Origin of the sequence: Parabacteroides sp. HGS0025, assembly GCF_000969845.1 — a bacterium.
Classification (GTDB): Bacteria; Bacteroidota; Bacteroidia; order Bacteroidales; family Tannerellaceae; genus Parabacteroides; species Parabacteroides gordonii.
Window position 1 is genome coordinate 1,553,570 of the sequence record NZ_KQ033902.1, and the last position, 22,494, is coordinate 1,576,063.

A 22,494-nucleotide genomic window follows, 5' to 3' on the forward strand; every position below is an offset into this window, starting at 1 on the left:
TTACTTTTTTGTGAGATTAGTATTATTCTGTTTGATACGGATCAGGGTGAATGAATAGGCCGGCAGGTCGACGTCGAAGTCGTTGCTGATGCGGACGGTGCCGGTTGCGGGTTTAGCCTGTTTGTCGTCCGGCTTGCCGGTCAGGGTGATCAGTTCTGCCGTTCCTTCGATGGCAGGTACGTCGTTCAGGACGATATTCGTTTGCGTCGGGACAGGCAGCAGGTTGACCAGTTTAACGATCAGGTCGTTCGTACGGCTGTCGCGTACCACCGAGGCGGCAACACGTTTCTGCACGGCATCGCTGTTTTCAGAGACGATCACGCGGCTGGCCAGGTACTCGTCGCCGGCATGTTGCCCGTAAAGCTGTTGTACATAGTAGCCGACTGTCGGTTTGACCTCTTCGTTATTGAAATAGATCAGATCCGGGTTCCACTGTGTATGACCTTCCTTGGCCAGGAGAGGAGCATACGAAGTCATGTGTACGACATCCCCGTTACGTTCGAGGGCAGTCATATAGAGCGCTTCTGCCAAAGCCGTTTCCAGGTTGTTGGGACGGCCGGGAAGATGGGCGGCATATTCACCCAGGTAGACCTTCGATTTGGAACGGTCGTATTTATCGTAATAATCCTGGTTGTGGATAAACCAACCCGGTTTCTGGTAGTAATGTTCGTCCACCATCGGGATGTTCAGTTTGTTGGCCAGCTCCCAACCCTCTTCATAATCGGTTCCTTCCGAGTACGGGCCGACCGTACCGATGACGGTGATTTCCGGATGCTTCTCCTTTACTGCATTGAACAGCATGGTGAACCGTTCTTCGAAAAGGTCGGTGATCAGGTCTTCGTTGCCGATACCGATATATTTCAGGTTGAAAGGTTTCGGATGTCCGGCTTCGGCACGTTTCCGTCCCCATTCGGTTTTCACGTCGCCGTTGGCATATTCGATCAGGTCGAGTATTTCCTGCACGTAAGCGTCCATTTCAGACATCGGGATGCCGCCTTGCTGTCCGCCGCCTACAAGATGTTTGCAAGCCGAGTTCTGGCAGGGGACGCCGGCTGCTACGACAGGAACCGGTTCGGCTCCGATGTCTTCGCAGAACTGGAAGTATTCGAAATAACCCAGTCCGGCAGTCTGATGGTACCCCCAAAGGTTGCGTTGCGGCTTGCGCGCTTCCAATGGGCCGATGGTGTTTTTCCAGCGGTATATATTATCCAGTCCGTCGCCATGCGCTACACAACCGCCGGGGAAGCGGACGAAGCGCGGATGAATATCGGCAATGGCTTGTGCCAGGTCGGCACGCAGGCCGTTCGGACGGTTCCTGAATGTCTTTTCGGGAAACAGGGAGATCATATCGAGGGAGATCGTTCCGGTTGCGGCCGGGGTAATCTCCAACCGGGCATCGGATACGTTTTCTTTTGTCGCCAGGGTCACATTCAGTTTCTTCCATTCGCGGGATAATCCCCCGGTGGAACCTTCGGCGTAGATGCGGCCATCCTTACCCGTCAGGCGTACCTGCAACTTTCCGTTCTTTCCTTCCAGCGTACGGGCAAAAACGGAGAATTTATATTTATCACCGGCTTTGAGAACGATACCGTCGAAGCCTTCGTTCGTCAGGCTTGCTCCGGGACGGTCGGTCTTTAATACGGCATAATGAGGGTTGTTGGGATGTATCGGCTGCACGGAGTCGATGGTGAAAGTGGCATTGTTCCCTTTCAGGCTCCAGGCTGTCCGGCTGTTCCAGTCGGGGTCGTGACCTTCTTTGTCGGCAGGCGTGTACTCGAAGTCACGGTTTTGTATCAGTTCGGCATACAGGCCGCCGTCGGCAGCGTAGTTGATATCTTCGAAGAATACGCCTACCAGCAGGTCACTGATCGGCTTTTTTTGCTGTCCGTTCACGATCACCTTTGTATCGAACGGTTTCAGGGCCGCGAAACGTACCGGGTCTTCTCCGGTTGTTTCACTGTAAATCCTGTCTTTGTAAACAGCCATGTCTTTGGCGGCAATCAGGTTCTCGATCACCTTCCAGGCTACCTTATGGATAACCCCTGTCTCCGGCTCATCATACAAGACGATCGAACAGCGTTCATGCTGCGGGTCGACGGGGTAGCTTTTCACATCGTACGATTGCCTGCCCCAGTAGATCAGGTCTGCCGAAGCGGCATGGGCAAACGTTTCGGTATATTCGTTGAGCGTCCAGTAGCAATGCCACAGGCCGTCGGGTGTTTGGGTGAGGTAGGGGGAAAGCATTCTTTTTTCGCTGCCCCACCTTCCGTAGTCGCTGCGGAGAAAACTGTGTTCCGGGCCGATGCGGTGCCAGTTTTCCTGGTCGTTGCTCCAGGCAAAATGCAGTCCGTTATGGTTATTATCCTTACCGGTGGCGTAGGAAAACAGATAGGCGGAGTCCGGTTTGCTTGCCAACTCTCCGGTTCTTGCATAGGAAGAACCGGGGAATAGGGTGGTAAGGATCAAAAAAGAGGAAATGATTAGTTTGATCTTTTTCATCATGATATCTATTTATCGGTTAATTGTCAGAGACTAATTTGTATAGGACGGATGCATGCGGGGGAAGGTCGCAGCTTACTTTATCCCCTTTCTGTTCGACCGATTTGTTGTTCCACATTTCCGTGATCAGGCAATTGTTGTTTAGTCCCAGGTCTTTCAGCGGAACTTCGATCACGGTATTCCCTTTATCGTTCAGGTTGAATAGGGCGAGGTATACATCCCCTGTATTTTTATTTCTGGAAGTAATACCCACTTTGCCGTCCTGTTGGAACAGTTGGCGTACTTCCGTGCTTTCCTTGTGCATTTTGAGGACTTCCTTGTTTGTCAGCAGGGAAAGGGTGAAATCGTCGTTGCTGGGCAGGTCGCCGCCGAACATCAGCGGGGAGCGGAAGATGCAGAACAGGTTCATTAATGTATATTGTTCGTCGCGGGTCAGGCGGGTCATGCGGTCTTCCCCCCGTTCGCCACGGATGGAGATACGTCCGAGCGGGATCATATCGCAATCAGGCCATGTGCCCGGAGCGATGTAAGGATACCATTTCTGGCTGATATCGAACAGATGGGTGATATGCGGCCAGGTATCCCACACGTCGTCCACCATTCTCCACATATTGGCATGGCTGCGCACGTGGTCGGCATTGGCAACCGGAGTTTCCCCCGGGGAAGTACTTAATACGATGGGGCGGCCGCAATGGTCGATGGCATTTCGTATCAGCTCGATCTCACCCTGATGGTAGGGGCGCGACAGGTCGTCGATCTTAATAAAATCCACTCCCCACGAAGCATAAAGCTCGAAGATAGAATTGTAGTATTCCTGCGCCCCCGGTTTATCGGCAACGATCGTATAATTATCCCTTAACCATTCGCATTGCAGTTCGGGTGAATAGATCTGGTCGGCGGTGATTCCCTCGATCCCTTTTACCGGCAGTTTCTTTTCGACCGCTTCTTTCGGGATACCGCGCATAATATGGATGCCGAATTTCAGTCCTTTATTATGCACATAATCCGCCAGTTCCTTAAACCCTTTGCCGTCTTTGGCCGACGGAAAACGGTTTACTGCCGGCTGGTAACGTCCGTATTCATCCAATACATACCGGGGATCGGTCTGGTTGTAACCGCCTGCCTTGTCGTTTTCCACGAACCAGCGGATGTCTACGACTACATATTCCCAGCCGTATTCTTTCAGCTTGTCGGCCATATAGTCGGCATTCGCCTTTACTTCGTGTTCTTCCACTGTCGGGCCGTAGCAATCCCAACTGTTCCAACCCATCGGGGGAGTTTGCGCCCATTCTTTAAATTCACCGTCTTTGAATGGTAGGGGCTGACTGGTTTCTTTTTTCTGCGCGCAGGAGCAACATAGTGCGGTCGCTGCGATCCATAATAATAAATGTTTCTTCATGATATGGTACTGTGATTCTTTATTATGTGTCAAAAATACGTTATATTATTCAAACCACAGTACCACTAATTCGTCAAAAAGGGGGAATTTTAGAGCAATACCCTACGAATTATTGTTTTTTATACAAATATTCGTGGAAAAGGAGGAGATATCGGAAAAATGATGATGATTTGTGCTTCCGGTTAGCTGAGGATATTCAATATAAAGAAGGGCAGGTTCGAAGCCTGCCCTGTATAAGTCTGTCGTATTTATTCAATCACCGGACGATCGTCGTCGGGATCGGGCTTCGGAGTGGGATCAGGTTTGGGAGTCGGATCGGCAGGAATCTCCGGCTTCGTTCCGGCTTTGCGGCGCGAGAGGGTTTCGGAGAATTGCACGATCAATGCGTTAATATTATCGATCAAAACACCCAGCTTTGCTGCCTGCGCTGCATCGTGGGTAATCGTTTCGTTCACCAGCCAGAGGGCGTTGATAGCCTTCACCATCGCACGGTAAGCCTCGTCCGTCTGCGAACGGACAGATTTCAGGTTGTCGTTGCTGACACGGCCGAGCTTGACATCGGAACGGTTCACATACAGTTCGTTGAACTCATTGTTTGCCTGCTTCAACAGGGGAAGCACGTCGGTCAGCCCCAGGGCGGTGATGTATGATGTATTGGCATCACTTTCGAGGACTTGCAGGCAATTTGTCACCTGCGCCGTGTTTTCGGCGGCCGGTTTTGAGGCTGCATCTTTGTAAGGACGCATCTGGAACTCGATTTTCTGTGCAGCGATCTTTTTTTCGGGCACCGGGCTGTAAAGCATAGCAGCAACCACCTGTTTGATATAGATAAAAAGATCGTCGCGTTCGCGGTCTTTTTCGTTCATAGCCTGTGTTTCTTCGTAGGCGCGGGCCTGCATATAGAGGTCGTCTTCGCGTTTAAAAAGGTCGGCATAGGTTTTCTGAAGGGTTTCGATCTTCAACTCGACAGCCAGGGCGGAGGTGGCGAAGGTGAGGACGTTGGCATGAAACTGGAAATGCTCGGCGTTGCGGGCGTTGTTTAAATTGGCAGCAACAATTTCTTTCATGGCATTTTTTTTATAAGGTTTATACTAAAAAATAAAGTCAGAAGGTTCTGAAAATGGTTTTTTATGGAAATAATATCTTCAGAAGGCTCTGAAAGCGTTTTTCCTTCAAAAAAATAGATTCAGAACCTTCTGATTTTATTTTTCTGTTGAATAATTTATTTCAGAGAGTTCTGAATTTGTCTTTTTATCGAAAAAGCATCTTCAGAAGATTCTGAAAAAATCCAATCGCTCAAACAGAGCAATCAGAAAGTTCTGACGAGCCAAATATAGTCTTTTTAAACTCTCCGACCTAACTTCTCGCCCCGAATTTCAAAAATAAACTGCCTTATCCTCTCGGACGGGGCAGTTTCTGACTATTTACGTGCTTTTACCTACAGCAAAGTAAATATAATTATTAGGCTTGTCGATCTCCTTCTCCCCTTTTCTGTTGTTAGGAGATGTACCTTTAGGCAATAAAATCATGCTATTGCTTTGGTTTTACAAAAGACGGTAATTATTTTTTTCCGGTGAAATATTTTCCTGCATAAAATATGTGGCGCTTTGCATATTTTATGCAGCTTCATCCGAAGAAAAACAGATTTGATTTTGTTATTTCCCTATATCACGGACAGGTACTTAATTGTTTTGTCCTTATATTTGTCTCCAATAAAATAAATAAGGTATGGAAAAAGAAGCAGAACAGAGAATAACCGGAAATGTAAACCAGGGCGCAAATGTTCAGAGATTACGTCAGATACTGGGTATCAAACAGGAAACGCTAGCCGAAAAGTTGGGAATAGACCAATCGGGAGTCTCCCGCTTGGAAAGCCGCCGGGTGATCGAAAACGATACGCTGCTGAAAATAGCTAATATATTAAATGTATCTCCGAAGATTATTCAGGAATTACAGGAGAATCCGCTGTCGGTAGTGATTGAGAATACGACGTTTGAAAACGGGAGTGCTAATAATGGAACAGTAGGATACACTGATAAAATAGAGAATACATTCCATCCTTTGGAAAAAATGTTAGAATTAAATAAAGAAACCAGCGAGCTTTACGAGCGTATGCTTGCCCTCGAAAAAGAAAAATCTGCCTTGCTGGAACAGTTGTTGAAGGAGAAGCAAGGATAAAATATAGAAAATACTAAGTGAGCTATTTTGATATAGCGTCGTTGAGAACCCTGATCAGGGTTCTATGTGAATAACCGTGGGATGCACATCCCACGGTATATTCTGGCAATTTCCGAACCAATCAATACTTGAACGGTGTCATCTTCGCATACGCTTTATAATCCTTGATCATTCCCGGATAGCCTTCTTCGGCACGGGGGAGATAACGGAAGCCGGAAACTGTAACCGTTTCACGTAAATCGATCACTACCTGATGCGGGTATTTAGCCCCTCTGGCCGTACTCCAATAGGTTGACTCCTGCAAATCGAAGATCTTATCGGCAGTAAAGTTTCCTCCGTAGGTCTGTTCGCTGTCCGCATATCCGATCTGCCAGTGCTGGCGTCCGAGCGGGTTACCGTTTTCGTCGAGCAGATAAAATTCTGCGATAGCTGCATTGTTTCCACCGTCCTGTGCGTTCAACGCTTCCAGACAGAAATGGCGAGCTTGGACAGGCGCATCGAACCGGACTTCCTGCCAGCCGTTACCCGCTTTCAATGAACCTTGTCCGACAGGTTTTTCGTTTTTCAGATCCAGATTTTGTCCCTCTTTACGGTTGGTAAGGGGAGCTTCGGCACGGAGCATATCCAGGATCGGCTGGTTAAGTCCTTTGATAGTCGCTTTTTCAGGGCCTTTCAGGTCGAGAACGATAATTTCATTTTCCCCTTTCTTTAGCCAGCAGCCGGGCATGAATAAAGTCTGCTGCGGGCCGATTTCCCAGAAACGTCCCATTGCTTTGCCATTCACCCAAACCATACCTTTGCCCCAGGTCTGCATATCGAGGAATACGTCTCCGGGAGTCTCCAGGTTGAATGTCGCACGATAATACGCAGGGCCTTCCGCCTTTTTACCGGCTGCGAATTTTTTGTCTTTCGCAAAAGCATAATCTACCGGAAGATTATATACCTGCCAGTCTTTCAATTCGTCGGTAGACGATTCGGTGATAAGCGCCACTTTATTGGTGATCCCTTTCCGGTCGTGGATGGCTTTGTCGAAGTTGACGCGTCCCATCGCTTCGATCAGGATATCCAACCGGGCGCCGGCGGCAGTGGCGGGCAGTTTGATCGTGTTTTCTCCGCGGCGGCGATCCAGACGGCCTATCAACTTACCGTCGACGAACACCTGTGCCCAGTCGTGCACTTCGTCGATCAGCAGGGTTGTACCGGCTTTTACTGCCGGTAACGTCGTGCGGTAGAGGATGCTACCCCATCCCTGGTCGAATTTTTCCATCGGCTGGATGTCGCGGCTGGTTTTCGGTTCGGGCAGGTTGTCGAACAGGAGAGCTGTTTCCTTTAGTTCGAATTCAGGGATTTCAATGACCGGGAAAGCTTCCGGTATGTCGGCCATCACTTCGCCCGGAGCCATATAATTCGTCATAAATTCACGCAGTTTGTGATATTTGGGAGTTGTCCAGCCGGCTTCGCTGATGGGCGCGTCATAATCATATGAGCTGCACATGGCGGAATAAGCCGGGCTGTTTGCACCGCCCCAATGGCCGAAGGTCGTACCCCCGTGCGTCATATAGAGGGAGAAAGAGATGTTGCGGTCGAGCATATCCTTCAATCCGGAGATCATGGTTTCCGCATCGCGTGTCTCATGCTTGCGTCCCCAATGGTCGAACCATCCGCTCCAGAATTCGCTGCACATCAGCGGGGTGTTGGGGCGTACCTCTTTTAGCTTTTTGAATTGTTCGTCTATATTTGCTCCGGTACCGAAATTCACTGTCCATACCAGGTCGTCGAGCGCATTGTTGAGGAAGTTTGAACTCCAGTCGCACTGGAAGAGAGGAACATCTGTAAATCCGGCTTCCCGCAGGATGTCCCGGTTTTTGGCAATATATTCTTTGTCCGTAGCATACGAACCGTATTCGTTTTCCACCTGCACCATGATGATGTTGCCACCGCGGGTGATCTGCATGTCGGCCAGCTGTTTCCCGATCTCATTCATATAAATACGGGTACGTTCCATAAAATACGGGTCGTTCGTGCGGAGCTGGATATCGTCTTTCTTCAGCAACCACCAGGGGAGACCGCCCATTTCCCATTCGGAACAAACGTATGGGCCGGGGCGCAGCATGATGTACATTCCCTCTTTTTGTGCCAGACGGCAGAAAGCGGCGATGTCGTTCTGTCCGGTGAAATCGAATTCGCCCGGTTTCTGCTCATGGATATTCCAGAAAGCATAGATACAAATGGTGTTCATGCCAAGGGCTTTACACATTTGGATACGGTGTTCCCAGTATTCGACAGGGATACGTGTGTAATGTATTTCGGCAGCTTTTATAACGAAAGGCTTGCCGTTCAGCAGAAAAGTCTTGTCACCTATCTCAAAGGTGCCTCCGTTTCCGGACGGGTTCTTACAACCTGTCAGCACGCAAATCAACACGGCCATCAGGATTGTTACGGTCTTCATAGAGTGATTCATGATAAAAATTAAGTTTATAACTGTTTTATGACCGTAAAAGTACATAATTTACCGGCAGAGGATGGTGTAATAATCAGTCATATTAGGGTAAAAATGGTTCTACTTTGCTGATTTTGTATACCTTTGCGGCATAATTCAAGTAAACGTTGAACAAAAATGAGAAAGTTAATGGTAATTCCCCTGGTTGCTGCCGGTATGGTTGCAATGTCGGGTTGCAGTAAATCACCTGTGAAGGAAACTGCAAAAGTAGACGCCATCAATCTGGCAAACCTGGACACGACTGTAGCGCCCGGAACTGATTTCTATCAGTATGCCTGTGGTGGCTGGATAGAAAAAAATCCTCTGAAACCGGAGTACTCACGTTTTGGCACATTCGACCAGTTGCGTGACAACAATCAGGAACAACTTCGTTCGCTTATCGATGAACTGGGAAGCACTCCACAGGAAGCCGGAAGCGTGGCCCAAAAGATCGGCTCCCTGTATGAAATGGGATTGGACAGCGTAAAGCTGAACAAAGAGGGTATGGCTCCTATAAAAGAACAGCTTGAAGCGATACAGCGACTAGGTACGAAAGCGGATGTTGCCAAGATGGTTGCCGTTTTGCATAAAGAAGGAATGGCTCCGTTCTTTGCTCTCTTCGTAGATGCCGACGAAAAAAACAGCTCGATGAATATCGTACAGCTATACCAGGCCGGTATCGGTATGGGCGACCGCGATTACTATCTGCTCGACGATGAAGGAACGGTAAAAATGCGTGATGCCTATAAGCAATTCATTAACCGGCTGTTTACCTTGACCGGAGCATCTCCCGAACAGGCTGAAGCGGCGGTGAATGCCGTAATGAAGATCGAAACAGGTATTGCCGAAATCTCTTACAGCCGTGAAGACCTGCGCGACAGCCAGAAGAATTACAATAAGATCAAACTGGAAGAATTCAAAGCCAAAAACAATCCGATCGACTGGGATGTCTATTTTGAGAGTATGGGATTGATGGAAATAGAATACCTGGATGCCAAACAACTTCCGTTTTACGGGGCATTGGATGAATTCCTGAAAAACGTTTCTATCGACGAACAAAAATATTATCTGGCATTCAACCTGCTTAATGCCTCTGCTCCTTACCTGAGCGATGAATTTGTTGCTGCCGAATTTGATTTCTACGGAAAGACAATGTCCGGAAAACAGGAACAACAGCCGCGCTGGAAACGCTCCCTGTCTACCGTAAACGGTGCTTTGGGCGAAGCTGTCGGCCAGATGTATGTGGCTAAGTATTTCCCGGCTTCTTCGAAGGAAAAGATGCTGACGCTGGTAGGTAACCTGCAGAAAGCTTTATCCGAACGTATCGCCGGCCTTGAATGGATGAGCGATGAAACAAAAGCAAAAGCACAGGAAAAGCTGTCTGCCTTTATCGTGAAGATCGGTTATCCCGACAAATGGCGCGATTACACTGCGTTGGAGATAAAAGACGATTCTTACTGGGCAAACGTATGCCGTTCGAATATCTTTGAAATGGATTATATGCTGGCACAGGCCGGTAAACCGGTTGACAGATCCCGCTGGGGAATGACTCCGCAGACGGTGAATGCCTATTATAACCCGACAACCAACGAGATATGCTTCCCGGCTGCTATCCTGCAACCTCCTTTCTTCAATCCGGATGCGGATGATGCGGTGAACTATGGAGCTATCGGTGTCGTGATCGGCCATGAAATGACTCACGGTTTCGACGACCAGGGACGTAACTACGATAAAGATGGTAACCTGACCGACTGGTGGACTGCTGAAGATGCCGCCCGTTTCACAGAACGTGCCGACCGTCTGGTTCAGCAGTATGACGATATCATTGTGGTAGACAGTGTTCATGCCAACGGACGTTATACCTTGGGTGAAAACATTGCCGATCAGGGTGGTTTGCTGGTATCTCACCTGGCTTATCTGAACTCACTGAATGGCAAAACGCCGGCTCCGATCGATGGTTTCACCAACGAGCAACGTTTCTACCTGGGATACGCCACTCTCTGGGGACAGAATATCCGTCCCGAAGAGATCCTGCGTCTGACCAAGATCGACCCGCATTCATTGGGTAAATGGCGTGTCAATGCCGCCCTTCGCAACATCGATACATTCTACTCCGCTTTCGATATTAAAGAAGGCGATCCGATGTATATGATGCCTGCCGACCGGGTGGTTATCTGGTAAGCTATACATTATTATATATAAGAAACAGAAAGCGGGATGATTTGTAACGATCATCCCGCTTTTGTTATAATAGTTTCAGGGAAATATCCTAAGCAAAAATAAACTTCAATATAAACAATCCTGCCAGCACATACATTGTTATGCTGACTTCCTTATGTTTTCCGCAGAACAGCTTGACGAGCACGTAACAAAGTAATCCCAATACCATACCGTCCGCGATGGAGTAGGTGAGCACCATCATAATGATCGTAATGAAGGCAGGTAAAGCCTCGGATATATCGTCCATATCGATCTTTGAGATAGAATCCATCATAAAGACGCCGACAAGAACCAGGGCACCCGTAGTGGCGGCACTCGGGATAAGCAGGAATAAAGGAGCAAAGAACAAAGCCAGGATAAATAAGCCCCCTGTAACCAGGGAAGTGAATCCCGAACGTCCCCCTTCCGCAATACCGGAAGCACTTTCAACATAAGTTGTGATCGTAGAGCTACCCATCATAGCACCGACAGTTGTCCCGATAGCGTCAGACATCATCGCTTCTTTGACGTGCGGGATTTGCCCGTCCTTACCCATGATGCCCGTTTTAGATGCCAATCCGACCAATGTCCCTACCGTATCGAATATATTCATGAACAATAAGGTAAATATGATTACCGCCATGTCTAACGTAAAGAAACCGGTAAAGTCGAACTTACAGAAAGTCGGCTCCATCGAGTGCGGCATGGAAACCGGGAAAAATCCGTCCGGTATCTCCGTTACCCCCAGAGGAATTCCGATCAAAGTACATATCAGGATACTATAGAATAGAGCCCCTTTCACCTTTTTCACGATCAATACGCCGCTCAGCAGGATACCGATCATAGCCAGGACGGAAGCCGGGGAAAACTCCCCGAACATAACGAACGTCTCCGGATTAGGGACAATGATCCCCGCATTCTTCAACCCGATGAAAGCAATGAACATTCCGATCCCCGAAGAAATGGCATACCGCAGATTCATCGGTATGCTGTTCAGTATGATCTCCCGGATATTCAGGAATGTGATCAGGATAAAGATAACCCCTTCCACAAACATCGCCGTCATTGCCGTTTGCCATGAATATCCCATCCCCTGTACCAGTGTAAAAGCGAAGAAAGCATTCAGCGCCATACTTGGAGCCTGGGCAAACGGAAGTTTAGCCATGAAAGCCAGTAGGAGAGTGGCGATGGCGGAAGCCAGTGCCGTAGCTGTAAAAACAGCCCCTTTATCCATGCCGGTAGTTCCCAGGACGGAAGGATTCACTGCCAGAATATAACTCATCGTCAGGAAAGTTGTAATCCCGGCGATCACTTCTGTCCGGAGGGTCATGGTCTGTTTGTCAAACCCCAATAGTTTTTGTATCATATATCTGTATTTAATCGAATGTCCATTTGATAGCCAGCGTCGGAATGGTATAGAAACCGTTACGTCCACCGAAGTTATGGCTTAATTCCACCTCGCTGCCGACACTGAGCTTGAACTTATCATCAACACCTTTCAGCTTGTTTAAGTTCACCCAGATCTGTGGCTCGGAAAGAAAAATGAAGTTCCCGTGATCGTTCTTTTCCCGCCACCAGTCGGCAAAACCGCTGAATGTGCATAACCCGTTTTTGGCAAAATGGATATACCAGGTACCCGTCAGTTGGAAATTGTTCGGACTGCGGTGCTTCTGGATATATTTATACATAGGAGTGAAAGTGAACCCTTTGGAGAAATCCTTACTATTATATGTATAGGTAAGACCCCCGAGATAAGCATTATTATAAGAGCCCCCTTTCATCAATCCCCCGTTATATTCTACATGTACGGAGAAAGGAGGTTGCCAGAATTTGAGTTCGCGGGCAATCTCCCAGTAGGCCGAAGCGACACCCTCTTTCTTATAATCCATATCTATAAAGAAGTAAGTGCTTCCCCATTTGTCTGCCCTGAACATTTCGACGGTAGAGGTTAGAGCCGGCCGGCCGTCCAGGTCTTTGTCGTAAAGAGCTCCCCCGAAATCATAGTGCAACTGAACATTTTGCGCTTTCCCGCATACAATAGTGGCCAACAGAAGAATAGCCAGCGTAAAGAATTTTTTCATCCTGATTGTTTAATATGGTTTATTATTTGGAAAGCCGCAAAGATATAAAAAAAAGCAGGACTTTCTGAAAGGCCCTGCCAGGTATTGTGTTATATCAGATCCCGAAGTAACCAGGCCAGATAACACAAGTAGATAACAATCAGCACCCAACCCTCGGCGCGCGATATCTTCTGTCCGCTTTTGACTACCGGTAGCAAAAGCAAGGTAAGTCCCAGCATCACCAGCAGATCGATATAATTGACGTTCTTGGCTACGATCGGATGAATGACTGAACTGGTTCCCGCTATCGCCAGGATGTTGAACAGGTTCGACCCAACAATATTACCGATCGCAATATCCGGGTTTTTCTTCAGGGCAGCCACAAGGGAGGTTGCCAGTTCTGGAAGGCTTGTTCCTGCGGCAACGATGGTAAGTCCGATAACCGCTTCGCTTACCCCCAGCTCCTGTGCGATCGAAACCGCGTTGTTGACTAACAGATGAGAGGCAAAGATCAGTATAGCCAGTCCGCCGCCCAGATATAAAATATCTTTGTACCACGGCTCCGGTTGTTTTTCCAGTTCCCCGATGCTTTTTTCCACCTTTTCCTCATGCTTGCGCGAGTAATAAAGGCTGAAAGTCGTATAAAGAATAATGCCGATAAGGAATATAGACCCTTCCAGGCGGTTTAAAGTGCCGTTCCAGAAAAGGACGGTAAGTACAATGGTTGCCAGGATCAAGAGAGGAATATCTATCCGGGTCAGTTGGCGTTTAGCCTGTAGCGGGTGGATAACGGCAGAGATACCCAGTATGACGGCGATATTAAATATGTTTGACCCCACGATATTACCGATGGCAATATCTCCTTGTCCGGTCAATGAAGCGTTGATACTGACCACCAGTTCCGGAGCACTGGTTCCGAATGCGACGATAGTAAGACCTATCACTAGATTCGATACATTAGCTTTCAGGGCGATCTCCGTACTTCCCTTAACTAACCAGCCTGCCCCGATGTAAAGGGCAAACAGAGAAAGAACTAATAATGTTACACTTGTTATCATGGTAGTAATTTTATTATTCTTTTTTTACAATGTCTGGCTTCCTGTTGTCCGGTAATCGTCAGATTGCCGTAACCAAGTAAACAGCAAGTTATTTTAGGCAGAAAAACGTACCTCGGATAACCCCAGGAATCCCTCCGGAGTAACAGCAGGAAGCAGATCAGACATTCAGTTAGGGTTGTTAGGAATATTCGTATTAGTGATTTTAATATTCGTATTCTTCTTTTGGCTCTTTTGCTTCCTGACGCATCTGTATGCCACGAAGCACTACCATAACAACTGTAATCAGTCCGAGAACTCCCATTGTTACATCCTTAACAACAATATTCTCAAAATCTGTGGTACCGATCAGTACCAGAATGATAAACGACAACATCATGACTGCGTCTACCAAATCTTTATTTATCTTCATTTTATTAAACTTTTTAATTATTACTTTTGTTCAAATCTGGTGTTATTCTTTTTCATCGATAGCAGCTCCTTCGGCAGAACCGGAACCGCTCAGCCCCTTCATGATACCATATAATCCATACCCTAAAGCCCCCATCACGATGAGTAACTTCAGATAATCGTTAGGTATAATCGAACTACAAGCTAACACACAGCCTACAATAGTAATAATCACTGAAAGATAAATACGGGTTTTATTTGATTTCTTAGTTGACATAATATTCTGATTTTAATATGATTAAATAATTAATAACGGATCATACCAATAGCCCTCCCAAACGACAGGCAGTATCGGCAATCCCCAAAGAACGCAAAGCGTTCTATGAAAGGCCTCAGATGGTGAGCGTTAAGCGAAGGTGAAAGACGAAGCGTCCGGAGGCTGCGCTGTTTGAGCGAAGCGAGTTCGCAGACGACAGCGTAGTCTTTCACCGTAGCAGCGAAGCAGGTGAAGCCTTGATCTTTTGTTTACTTTTCTATCAAGAGAAAAGTAAAACCTATCCTATTAAAATCAAATAATAAGTTTCCGCAGGACAAACACATGTTGTGCCATGCGGCAAAGAAGAGTAGAGAGGTTTATGGTTTGACATTCTGATACATCCAATGAAATCTTGCGAAGCGCATTCATTTCCTTCAGGCGAATATCCTGAAGAATCTTTTCCGCCATTTTCAGCGTGCGCAAATTAAATGCATTATTCGTCGATTGAATAGTCCTGCGTGCAGTCAGTCCATTGCTACCCTTCAGATCCGTACTTAATACGGTCAGGAAGTATTGCATATCGGCAGAACCTTTTTCCTTCATGACAGCCTCTTTATTCGACACGACAGTATCGTTGCTCTCTATCTCCTCCTGGGGAGAAAAAAGCAAAATGCCGAATAGCAGGGTTAATATGAATAGAAAATTTTTCATGCTGCAAAGATATACGAATTCCTATTAAAAAAACAAATCATTGTGTTTTTTGTTTATACATTTGTCCGTCAAAATGTGAACAAGTAAAGATGGAAGAGAAGAAGAGCCATTTGAAATCATGGGTAGATGCTGCACGGCCGAAGACCCTGCCGGCATCGTTGAGCCCGGTACTTTTAGCCTGTGTTTTAGCCTGGTGCGACAACGTTTTCCGGTTAGTACCGGCTATTTTGTGTTTTGGTGTTGCTTTGTTGGCGCAAATTGCCAGTAACTTTGCCAACGATTACTTTGATTTTAAGAAGGGAGCCGATAAAGAAGACCGTCTGGGGCCGGAACGCGCCGTAGCCCAGGGATGGATAACCCCGAAAGCTATGCTGAAAGCCACTTTTCTTACCCTCGCATTATCCTGTTTTTGTGGCTGTATGCTGCTCTTTTATGCAGGTTGGGAACTGATACCGGTCGGTATCGCCATTGCCTTATGCGTACTGGCTTATTCCGCCGGGCCTTTTCCGCTGGCCTATAATGGGCTGGGCGATGTCTGTGTAGTGCTGTTCTACGGGATTATTCCGGTATGCTTCACCTATTATGTGCAGGCGCTTTCGTTTTCTTTACTGTCATTCCTGCTGTCCGTTTCGGTCGGGCTGCTATCTACCAATATATTGGTCGTAAACAACTACCGCGACTATGTGCAGGACAAGGCCGCCCGTAAACGGACTACTATCGTCCTTTTCGGTCGTGGTTTCGGTCGGGTGTTTTACCTGCTGAACGGGGTAGTGGCCTTATTGCTGGCTATGCCGCTTTTGCTGGGTGCTTCCTGGTGGATACTCTTTCTGTTCGCCGCCTTTTTTGCCCTCTTCTATGCTACCTGGCGCGAACTTTATCATTTTGAAGGACGCGAACTGAATAAAACCCTGGCGCATACCGCCCGCAATGTCTTTTTCTTTACCTTGCTGTTGTCGGTATTGTTAATCTCGTTAACGACAGGGCATTAGTAAGAACCCCCGGTGTTGTATCTTTGTTTATCCGAATAATAAACAGACGAGTATGACACAAAATGTTTTCGATTACATGACAATCCTTGTGGGACGCAAGCGCGCTGCCGGCAGGGATAGCACAGCTGACCTGTACCGCGTGGTAAGGAACCGGCTGTCTTTTTTTCTGAAAAGCAAAAAGCTACATTTTAACGGTATCACGGTCGAACTGATCGACGGGTTTGCCGCTACGCTTCGTACCGAAGGGCTGGCGGTGAATACGGTGAACAGCTACCTGAGCAGTTTCCGTGCCATGTATCATGCCGCCTTGCGCGAGGAAATGTTTGAAACGGCACGCGACCCTTTTGCCCGGTTGTGTCTGCGGCGCGAGGAGACGGCCAAGCGGGCCTTACCCACGGAAACCATCAGTGAGCTGATGGAGATGAAGGTGAAAGTGGAGGAGGAGCCCGCCATGCAGGAGACTCTCGATCTGTTCCTTTTCTCCTACCTGGCCTGCGGTATTCCTTTTATAGACCTGGCCTACCTGAAGGAGAAAAACATCGTGGGCGACGAGATCGTTTATCACCGCCACAAAACCGGTACGTTGGTGCGGGTAGGGATTACCGAAGCGATGCGCCTGCTGCTGAACCGTTACGCACGGGAGGGTTCCCGCTACCTTTTTCCGATACTCCGGGAAGGAAAAGACGGGCATGAAGCCTATAAAGCCGCCTTGCATACCTACAACACCATGTTGAAGGAGATCGGTGAGCGGCTTGCTTTCCCTTCTAAGCTGACCTCTTATGTGGCAAGACATACAAAATCTACTTTATGGCTGAAAATAAGCGAGTTACAAGGCTGTTTTTTTTGATAGGTAACGATTTAGAAACCAGCGAACCTCTGCGATTTGCGCCATTTTGCATAAAGACAAAGAACGACTCTCATTTACAAAGTTACATAAAATTATTCTGTCGAAGAAAACTATAGGCTTCTTTCTTCCATATTGTATCTTCCGACATAGGAAACTTTTTCCAGCACAAAAAATAAGATGTGCATAGGTTATGCAAGTTTTCTACCGAAAATATTTGAAAAATATTTTTGAGAGAACCGAAGGCTTGAACTTGCTTAACCGTCAAATGCGCATCTTTAACTTGTGCAGGAAAAACTTCCTAAACAAAAACCCACAGCGTAAAGCTGCGGGCTTATCTATTTACTAATATATGAAATTTAAACTAATTCAGGTTCATCCGACGGTCTACCTTTTCTTTTCATGAATTGTTCGACTTCTGAAGCTTTATAATACACTCTTCCGTCATCGTAGGTATAATATGGAAGCAGCTTCTTTTGCCGATACCGGGCAATCGTTCTTTTTGTAACTCCAAGGAGTTTACACAGATCGTGATTGTCAAGCAGCGCATCACCATCAAAACACTCTTTGAGCTTGTTCATTCTATCAAGCGTTTTGTCTATCTTGTCAAAGCGTCCTAATAGGATTTGCATCCATTCCTCGAAACTTTTTTTATTATCCATAATGACCTTAGAAAAATGTTACAGTGCAAAGGTCGGCAGTAAAAAGAAACGGATTTCATAGGTTATACCTGAGTCAGGTACTATTTTTATTAAAAAAAATCTTATTTGACTGATTTACAGTGAGAAAAAATGAGAAATCAGATATAATACTCGGTAATTGTTGATAGAGAAGGGTATTTTTACTCGAAATAGGCTAAAAATGTGTTTGGATAACCATAAAACAAGAAATACCTGTGTCAGGTGCAACTCAGGTGTTTTGCAGCCACTATATAGGCGTTTTCGCAAGGTTAAACCTTAGAGGTTGTAAGGTTTAATGTTGAAACCGGCAATACTTAGTTACTTTGTATATATCGTTTGGGTAATCCCATTTTGATAGCTTACATTGTTTTTTACACGCCATTCGGATTCTTTCGGATTATCGGAGAATAAAGGCGTTCCGAAGCCAAGTATCACAGGGAAACGGTTAATTATCATTTCATCTACCATATCGTGATTCAGTAGCATTGTTAGGAGTTTACCGCTACAGGCAAGCCAGATGTCTTTTCCCTCTTCCTCCCGCAGTTTATCTATACTGTCAATTATATCATCTGTAATAAAGTGGATATTGTCTTTTGCATGCATGGGCATAGATGAAACCACATATACAGATTTATCCTTATAGGGCCAAATGATATCCATACTCAGAATATTCAGATAGGAAGATTCGTCTATGATTACCGTATCTGTCGATTCAAAAAAACTCTGGTATCCATAGTCTGTCTTTTCCGGACTTGAAAAATCTGATATCCAGTCTAAATCGCCATCAGTCCGAGCTATGTATCCGTCAAGGGAAACTACTGTATACAACTTAATTTTTTTCATAACTTTATGATTTAATTATACAAAAGAAAAAGCGTGGAGCTCGCTCATTCCGATACAGGGGCACTGGTATACCCGAAAGACGAAATTTGCAAGTCCACGCCATACTCTGTATAGCATGAACATTACACCTTTCATCTCGTCTTTCTTGAAAATTACCAGTTTTCTGTATCGAGACGTTCAGCGAACGTTATGTTATGTACTCATGAAGTATCTGAAATACTTCTGATTGTTACTGTTTTACACATGCAAAGATAGCACATTGAATTGATTTATTTACTATCATCATCATCCATTCTCTTTTTTAGGGCTGTTATCATGCGGTTTAGATACTCAGTCCGTTCTTTTCTACCTTTTAATTCTATATATATCTGATATATGTTACTCAAATCAACATTGAACATTGTACCAAACATAGACGCCAGTACAATAATGTCAATATTTCCATGATTGACACTTGCTAAGGTATGGATACCATAGATTATTTCACCCAAAGCATTTTTCTTATCTGTCCACATCTCATTAGAATGGAGGCCATGAATTGACTCCATGTCGTTATCCTCTTTTGTTAGTTTTGCCAATTTATTACTAATGTAAACCGTAAGCATCTCATGCGCCAGGATTTTAGTTAGCTTAAAATCATAACATGTTGAAAAATTACTGTCTCTTTCAAAATAGAAACTATCAAGAGGCAGTTGAATATCCGGCTTTCCTCGAAGGAAATAAACATGGTCTAAGTGAGTACTTCCAGAGCGATAGTATTGATAAAAATCAAGATTAACATCAAAGAAGTATTTTATCCGGTTTTGAATTCGTTCTAAATACAGCTTTTTATCATCAATACTGCCTGCCGGCATTCTTATTTCAATGTTATAAACTTTACTATGGTATATTAACAGGCAAAACAGTTGGGGTTTTATCTCCTTAAAAAAGTAAATTTCTTCGGAGTCTCCTTTGAAAGAATAATTGCTTATAAAGAACTTCAGTTGTTCAAAGCCTTCCTCTAACTGAGGGATAATTAGTTTTGACTTTTGCAGCATACTACATTCCATCTTCTCTATTTCTAAGATGTTCTGAAGAATATTATTCTTCAGAGTTGAAACATATTTTTCCATGATTTCATTTTTAAATTAATGATTGAATAACAAAACATGGTAAACACACGCCAACTATCGCTGCCTGTCAAATACACTTTCCCGGGCTACAGAATTTACAATACATAACTAAGAATTGTTTTATAGAAGTAACAACTCCTAATATATATAAATAAGCCAATCCATAACATAAGGGTATTTGATAATACCGGGCTATTATTTTGCAAAAGACTCGTTGGCGTTAGATAACTACAAAAGCAAGTATAGCGTCCTATACAAGTTTTGATGTTATCGTTATAGTTACCGGTCTTTGTTTTCTTTGCTATTTTTAGATAAAAAAAAAATTTATTTTCACTCATTTTAAATGTTTCGTCAAGTGAGTTTTTGAGTAAATTTTTTTAGTGATAAGTCTACATTCTTCTTAAAGAATTTACTAAAAGAAGATTAATATGCAAATCCCATATTAAAACTTACCCCCCCCTGAATGGTTAGATTAGTGTGAGCTAAAAGTATTTTTATTTCTAATATAATAAATCCTGTTATCCAGGCACTTGCAGTTTTGTCACTTGTCTCTTATACCGTTTTAGTAAATATGGAGTAACAAAAAGTTTATACTCTACTTTTATCTGTGTACTTTTATCCTTTTCTATAAATCCATTAGATTAAAATTCACTTCTATTGTAATGAAAGTAAGAAAAGGACAAGAAGAAGAGCTAAGTACTATTCTTGTCCTCTTCGAACTTATTCGTTCAGTAGATTAAAGTAAGCCAGATCAGATTCCAATCCCTAATTACTATTTACATAAGATTCCATACAGCCTTAAACTGTCAGTTTGTTCATTATTACATATTGAAATCTTGCTTTAACTGAATTACCCAACTTTTGATTCTTGTTTCTGTCTTGTCAGATTCATTATCTTCATCGATTGCTAAACCACAAAAATAACCGTCTTTCTCAGATGCGGAAGAATCAAATGAATAACCTGATATATCAACATTATTTCCAACTAATACAGCTCCCGCTTTTTGAACTGCATCTGCAAGCTGTCCGATTGCATCACAAAATGTATCGGAATAAGAAGATGAATCGCCTGTACCAAATACAGCAATATTTTTTCCATTTAGGTTTAACTTTTCCAATTTACTAATATCCCAGTCATCTTGAATATCGCCAAGTCCCCATGTAGATGAACCAAGCAATAAATATTCATAATCAAGTATTTTTTCCAATTGGCTTCTCCCTATATCATAAACATCTTCTTTGTTTATATCTAAGTTTTTAGCTATTTCTTCTGCAATTCGTTGTGTGTTCCCCGAACTGGAACCATAAAAAAGTCCTATCCTTTTCATAATATTTCTTATTTAAATTTTACTGATTATTAGGATCATAGCTATAATAAACCAGAATCAATATTAGTTAAAAACAGTACTGTTATGATTTAGCGTTTATCTTAGCTTTACATTTATTATTTACTAAATATATCTTTTCTTCAATGTGATTTAACTTCACATATTTCACGTTCTTGTATTTCCTTTGTTTTTCGCGCATACACAATCAAGCGAATAGAGTGTCCATAAGTAATATAGTCCCATATCCAACCAAAAAATATAGATATTTTGTTTCGGATACCCAATATAGACCGTAGGTGGACAACAAGCCAAAGAATCCATGCAAACCAACCCTGTATCTTCAACTTTCCTAATTCGGCGACAGCTTTGTTTCTACCAATAGTAGCCATAGCCCCCAAATCCTTATATCGAAAGGCTTTTGGTTGCTCTCTGCTCAGCATACATTTTAGATTTTTGGCAAGAAGGGTAGCTTGCTGTATTGCTACTTGTGCCAATTGTGGGTGTCCATTTGGATAGTTAATATCTGTGGTTTGAAGACATTGGTCGCCAATAGCATATATGTTGTTAAAACCTTTTACTCTGTTATATTCATCTACTTGTATTCTTCCTCCTCTCCCTAATATTGATTTTTCAAGATTATCAATAGGAACTGCACTTACTCCACTGACCCATATAAAGGAACGTGTTGAAATTTTAGTTCCGTCTTCTAATATAACTTTACGATCCTCGTAAGCTATTACTTTTTTGTTGAGTATAATATTTACTCCCATCTTACGCAAGAATTTTTCAGAAGCGGCTGATGATTCTTTTGACATACCCGATAATACCCGATCTCCAGCCTCAATAAGATATATGTTCAACACCTTATTATCCATTTCTGGATAATCTTTAGGTATCACAAATTTCTTCATCTCGGCAATGGCACCTGCAATTTCTACCCCGGTAGCTCCCGCCCCAACAATAACAATATTGAGAAGTTCTTGTCTTTCTTCTTCTGTGGTACAAGTAATCGATCTTTCAAAATTAGAAAGCAAAGTATTTCGTAAACCCATCGCTTCCGATACGTTTTTCATCGGTATAGCCTCTGCTTCGATTGTTTTGTTACCAAAATAATTTGTTATTGTACCTGCTGCAAAAACAATATAATCATATTCTATCTTACCTATCGAAGTCAAAATCATGTTCTTTTCGGGAAAAACAGCTCTTACTTCAGCCATACGAAAATGAATATCTTTCCTTCCCTGAATTATTTTTCGGAAAGGAAAAGATATTGCTGATTGATTAATCCCAGCCGATGCAACCTGATATATAAGAGGTAAAAACTGATGGTAATTATTTTTATCTACCAAAACAATCTGGAAATATGAATTCTTTAGTTTATTGGCTAGTTTGAGTCCTCCAAAACCACCCCCTACAATAATTACTCTTTTTTTATCAGTCTTTGGTATATTGAATCCCATAGTCTATATTAA

At 44.4% G+C, this 22,494-nt stretch carries 19 protein-coding genes; 4 read left to right on the top strand and 15 right to left on the bottom strand.

All coding sequences use genetic code 11. The features are described from left to right. The 3 genes from HMPREF1212_RS05710 to HMPREF1212_RS05720 form a co-directional block, all read right to left on the bottom strand. Positions 1–2,499: an alpha-L-arabinofuranosidase C-terminal domain-containing protein gene (locus HMPREF1212_RS05710; protein ID WP_046148722.1), complete on the bottom strand. Its 2,499-nt coding sequence runs from the start codon at positions 2,497–2,499 to the stop codon at positions 1–3. A 19-nt stretch (positions 2,500–2,518) separates the two neighbouring features. Then, a complete protein-coding gene (locus tag HMPREF1212_RS05715) occupies positions 2,519–3,898 on the bottom strand; it encodes a glycoside hydrolase family 27 protein (protein ID WP_046148723.1) in 1,380 nt (459 codons plus the stop codon). A gap of 248 nt (positions 3,899–4,146) precedes the next feature. Further along, the gene (locus tag HMPREF1212_RS05720; RefSeq protein ID WP_046148724.1) at positions 4,147–4,965 is read right to left on the bottom strand and encodes a DUF6261 family protein; all 819 of its coding nucleotides are present in this window, start codon (positions 4,963–4,965) and stop codon (positions 4,147–4,149) included. A 661-nt stretch (positions 4,966–5,626) separates the two neighbouring features. Here HMPREF1212_RS05720 and HMPREF1212_RS05725 point away from each other — a divergent pair. Beyond that, positions 5,627–6,076, top strand: a complete 450-nt coding sequence (locus HMPREF1212_RS05725) for a helix-turn-helix domain-containing protein (protein WP_046148725.1) — start codon at positions 5,627–5,629, stop codon at positions 6,074–6,076. 121 nt (positions 6,077–6,197) lie between these two features. On the opposite strand, the gene HMPREF1212_RS05730 is transcribed toward HMPREF1212_RS05725, so the two are convergent. Further along, complete coding sequence (locus HMPREF1212_RS05730; RefSeq protein WP_046148726.1) at positions 6,198–8,537, bottom strand: beta-galactosidase; 2,340 nt, start codon at positions 8,535–8,537, stop codon at positions 6,198–6,200. 156 nt (positions 8,538–8,693) lie between these two features. Between HMPREF1212_RS05730 and HMPREF1212_RS05735 the strand changes: the two genes are divergently transcribed. Further along, positions 8,694–10,736 (top strand): M13 family metallopeptidase, encoded by a 2,043-nt coding sequence (locus HMPREF1212_RS05735; protein ID WP_046148727.1) that lies wholly within the window; start codon positions 8,694–8,696, stop codon positions 10,734–10,736. 88 nt (positions 10,737–10,824) lie between these two features. On the opposite strand, the gene HMPREF1212_RS05740 is transcribed toward HMPREF1212_RS05735, so the two are convergent. The 6 genes from HMPREF1212_RS05740 to HMPREF1212_RS05765 all read right to left on the bottom strand — a co-directional run bounded on the left by HMPREF1212_RS05740 (position 10,825) and on the right by HMPREF1212_RS05765 (position 15,226). Then, positions 10,825–12,120 (bottom strand): NCS2 family permease, encoded by a 1,296-nt coding sequence (locus tag HMPREF1212_RS05740; protein ID WP_046148728.1) that lies wholly within the window; start codon positions 12,118–12,120, stop codon positions 10,825–10,827. Positions 12,121–12,130: 10 nt separating this feature from the next. Then, positions 12,131–12,835, bottom strand: a complete 705-nt coding sequence (locus HMPREF1212_RS05745) for a nucleoside-specific channel-forming Tsx family protein (protein WP_046148729.1) — start codon at positions 12,833–12,835, stop codon at positions 12,131–12,133. A gap of 89 nt (positions 12,836–12,924) precedes the next feature. Beyond that, a complete protein-coding gene (locus HMPREF1212_RS05750; protein WP_046148730.1) occupies positions 12,925–13,872 on the bottom strand; it encodes a calcium/sodium antiporter in 948 nt (315 codons plus the stop codon). 202 nt (positions 13,873–14,074) lie between these two features. Then, on the bottom strand, positions 14,075–14,281 hold the full coding sequence (locus HMPREF1212_RS05755; protein WP_028727492.1) for a hypothetical protein: 207 nt from the start codon (positions 14,279–14,281) through the stop codon (positions 14,075–14,077). 42 nt (positions 14,282–14,323) lie between these two features. Further along, complete coding sequence (locus HMPREF1212_RS05760) at positions 14,324–14,536, bottom strand: hypothetical protein (RefSeq protein ID WP_028727493.1); 213 nt, start codon at positions 14,534–14,536, stop codon at positions 14,324–14,326. 291 nt (positions 14,537–14,827) lie between these two features. After that, positions 14,828–15,226: a hypothetical protein gene (locus tag HMPREF1212_RS05765; RefSeq protein WP_028727494.1), complete on the bottom strand. Its 399-nt coding sequence runs from the start codon at positions 15,224–15,226 to the stop codon at positions 14,828–14,830. Positions 15,227–15,315: 89 nt separating this feature from the next. Between HMPREF1212_RS05765 and HMPREF1212_RS05770 the strand changes: the two genes are divergently transcribed. Further along, positions 15,316–16,215 carry a 1,4-dihydroxy-2-naphthoate polyprenyltransferase gene (locus HMPREF1212_RS05770; RefSeq protein ID WP_046148731.1) on the top strand — a complete coding sequence of 300 codons (900 nt, stop codon included), beginning with the start codon at positions 15,316–15,318 and terminating at the stop codon, positions 16,213–16,215. Between the two features lie 52 nt (positions 16,216–16,267). Continuing rightward, complete coding sequence (locus tag HMPREF1212_RS05775) at positions 16,268–17,062, top strand: tyrosine-type recombinase/integrase (protein ID WP_052724924.1); 795 nt, start codon at positions 16,268–16,270, stop codon at positions 17,060–17,062. Between the two features lie 356 nt (positions 17,063–17,418). Here the strand turns inward: HMPREF1212_RS05775 and HMPREF1212_RS05780 are convergent, their stop codons facing one another. From HMPREF1212_RS05780 to HMPREF1212_RS05800, 5 genes are all read right to left on the bottom strand, one after another. After that, a complete protein-coding gene (locus HMPREF1212_RS05780; protein ID WP_002561330.1) occupies positions 17,419–17,721 on the bottom strand; it encodes a helix-turn-helix domain-containing protein in 303 nt (100 codons plus the stop codon). Positions 17,722–18,057: 336 nt separating this feature from the next. After that, positions 18,058–18,582 carry a dihydrofolate reductase family protein gene (locus tag HMPREF1212_RS05785; RefSeq protein WP_046148732.1) on the bottom strand — a complete coding sequence of 175 codons (525 nt, stop codon included), beginning with the start codon at positions 18,580–18,582 and terminating at the stop codon, positions 18,058–18,060. 269 nt (positions 18,583–18,851) lie between these two features. Continuing rightward, a complete protein-coding gene (locus HMPREF1212_RS05790) occupies positions 18,852–19,694 on the bottom strand; it encodes an RteC domain-containing protein (RefSeq protein WP_002561328.1) in 843 nt (280 codons plus the stop codon). Between the two features lie 821 nt (positions 19,695–20,515). Then, positions 20,516–21,022 carry a flavodoxin gene (locus tag HMPREF1212_RS05795; RefSeq protein ID WP_002561327.1) on the bottom strand — a complete coding sequence of 169 codons (507 nt, stop codon included), beginning with the start codon at positions 21,020–21,022 and terminating at the stop codon, positions 20,516–20,518. 140 nt (positions 21,023–21,162) lie between these two features. After that, positions 21,163–22,482 carry an NAD(P)/FAD-dependent oxidoreductase gene (locus HMPREF1212_RS05800; protein WP_002561326.1) on the bottom strand — a complete coding sequence of 440 codons (1,320 nt, stop codon included), beginning with the start codon at positions 22,480–22,482 and terminating at the stop codon, positions 21,163–21,165. Positions 22,483–22,494: the final 12 nt, after the last annotated feature.

What these genes read in the sequence shown, in the direction of transcription:
- HMPREF1212_RS05710 (WP_046148722.1), bottom strand. Translation starts at nt 2,499, where the DNA reads ATGAAAAAGATCAAACTAATCATTTCCTCTTTTTTGATCCTTACCACC.
- HMPREF1212_RS05715 (WP_046148723.1), bottom strand. Translation starts at nt 3,898, where the DNA reads ATGAAGAAACATTTATTATTATGGATCGCAGCGACCGCACTATGTTGC.
- HMPREF1212_RS05720 (WP_046148724.1), bottom strand. Translation starts at nt 4,965, where the DNA reads ATGAAAGAAATTGTTGCTGCCAATTTAAACAACGCCCGCAACGCCGAG.
- HMPREF1212_RS05725 (WP_046148725.1), top strand. Translation starts at nt 5,627, where the DNA reads ATGGAAAAAGAAGCAGAACAGAGAATAACCGGAAATGTAAACCAGGGC.
- HMPREF1212_RS05730 (WP_046148726.1), bottom strand. Translation starts at nt 8,537, where the DNA reads ATGAATCACTCTATGAAGACCGTAACAATCCTGATGGCCGTGTTGATT.
- HMPREF1212_RS05735 (WP_046148727.1), top strand. Translation starts at nt 8,694, where the DNA reads ATGAGAAAGTTAATGGTAATTCCCCTGGTTGCTGCCGGTATGGTTGCA.
- HMPREF1212_RS05740 (WP_046148728.1), bottom strand. Translation starts at nt 12,120, where the DNA reads ATGATACAAAAACTATTGGGGTTTGACAAACAGACCATGACCCTCCGG.
- HMPREF1212_RS05745 (WP_046148729.1), bottom strand. Translation starts at nt 12,835, where the DNA reads ATGAAAAAATTCTTTACGCTGGCTATTCTTCTGTTGGCCACTATTGTA.
- HMPREF1212_RS05750 (WP_046148730.1), bottom strand. Translation starts at nt 13,872, where the DNA reads ATGATAACAAGTGTAACATTATTAGTTCTTTCTCTGTTTGCCCTTTAC.
- HMPREF1212_RS05755 (WP_028727492.1), bottom strand. Translation starts at nt 14,281, where the DNA reads ATGAAGATAAATAAAGATTTGGTAGACGCAGTCATGATGTTGTCGTTT.
- HMPREF1212_RS05760 (WP_028727493.1), bottom strand. Translation starts at nt 14,536, where the DNA reads ATGTCAACTAAGAAATCAAATAAAACCCGTATTTATCTTTCAGTGATT.
- HMPREF1212_RS05765 (WP_028727494.1), bottom strand. Translation starts at nt 15,226, where the DNA reads ATGAAAAATTTTCTATTCATATTAACCCTGCTATTCGGCATTTTGCTT.
- HMPREF1212_RS05770 (WP_046148731.1), top strand. Translation starts at nt 15,316, where the DNA reads ATGGAAGAGAAGAAGAGCCATTTGAAATCATGGGTAGATGCTGCACGG.
- HMPREF1212_RS05775 (WP_052724924.1), top strand. Translation starts at nt 16,268, where the DNA reads ATGACACAAAATGTTTTCGATTACATGACAATCCTTGTGGGACGCAAG.
- HMPREF1212_RS05780 (WP_002561330.1), bottom strand. Translation starts at nt 17,721, where the DNA reads ATGGATAATAAAAAAAGTTTCGAGGAATGGATGCAAATCCTATTAGGA.
- HMPREF1212_RS05785 (WP_046148732.1), bottom strand. Translation starts at nt 18,582, where the DNA reads ATGAAAAAAATTAAGTTGTATACAGTAGTTTCCCTTGACGGATACATA.
- HMPREF1212_RS05790 (WP_002561328.1), bottom strand. Translation starts at nt 19,694, where the DNA reads ATGGAAAAATATGTTTCAACTCTGAAGAATAATATTCTTCAGAACATC.
- HMPREF1212_RS05795 (WP_002561327.1), bottom strand. Translation starts at nt 21,022, where the DNA reads ATGAAAAGGATAGGACTTTTTTATGGTTCCAGTTCGGGGAACACACAA.
- HMPREF1212_RS05800 (WP_002561326.1), bottom strand. Translation starts at nt 22,482, where the DNA reads ATGGGATTCAATATACCAAAGACTGATAAAAAAAGAGTAATTATTGTA.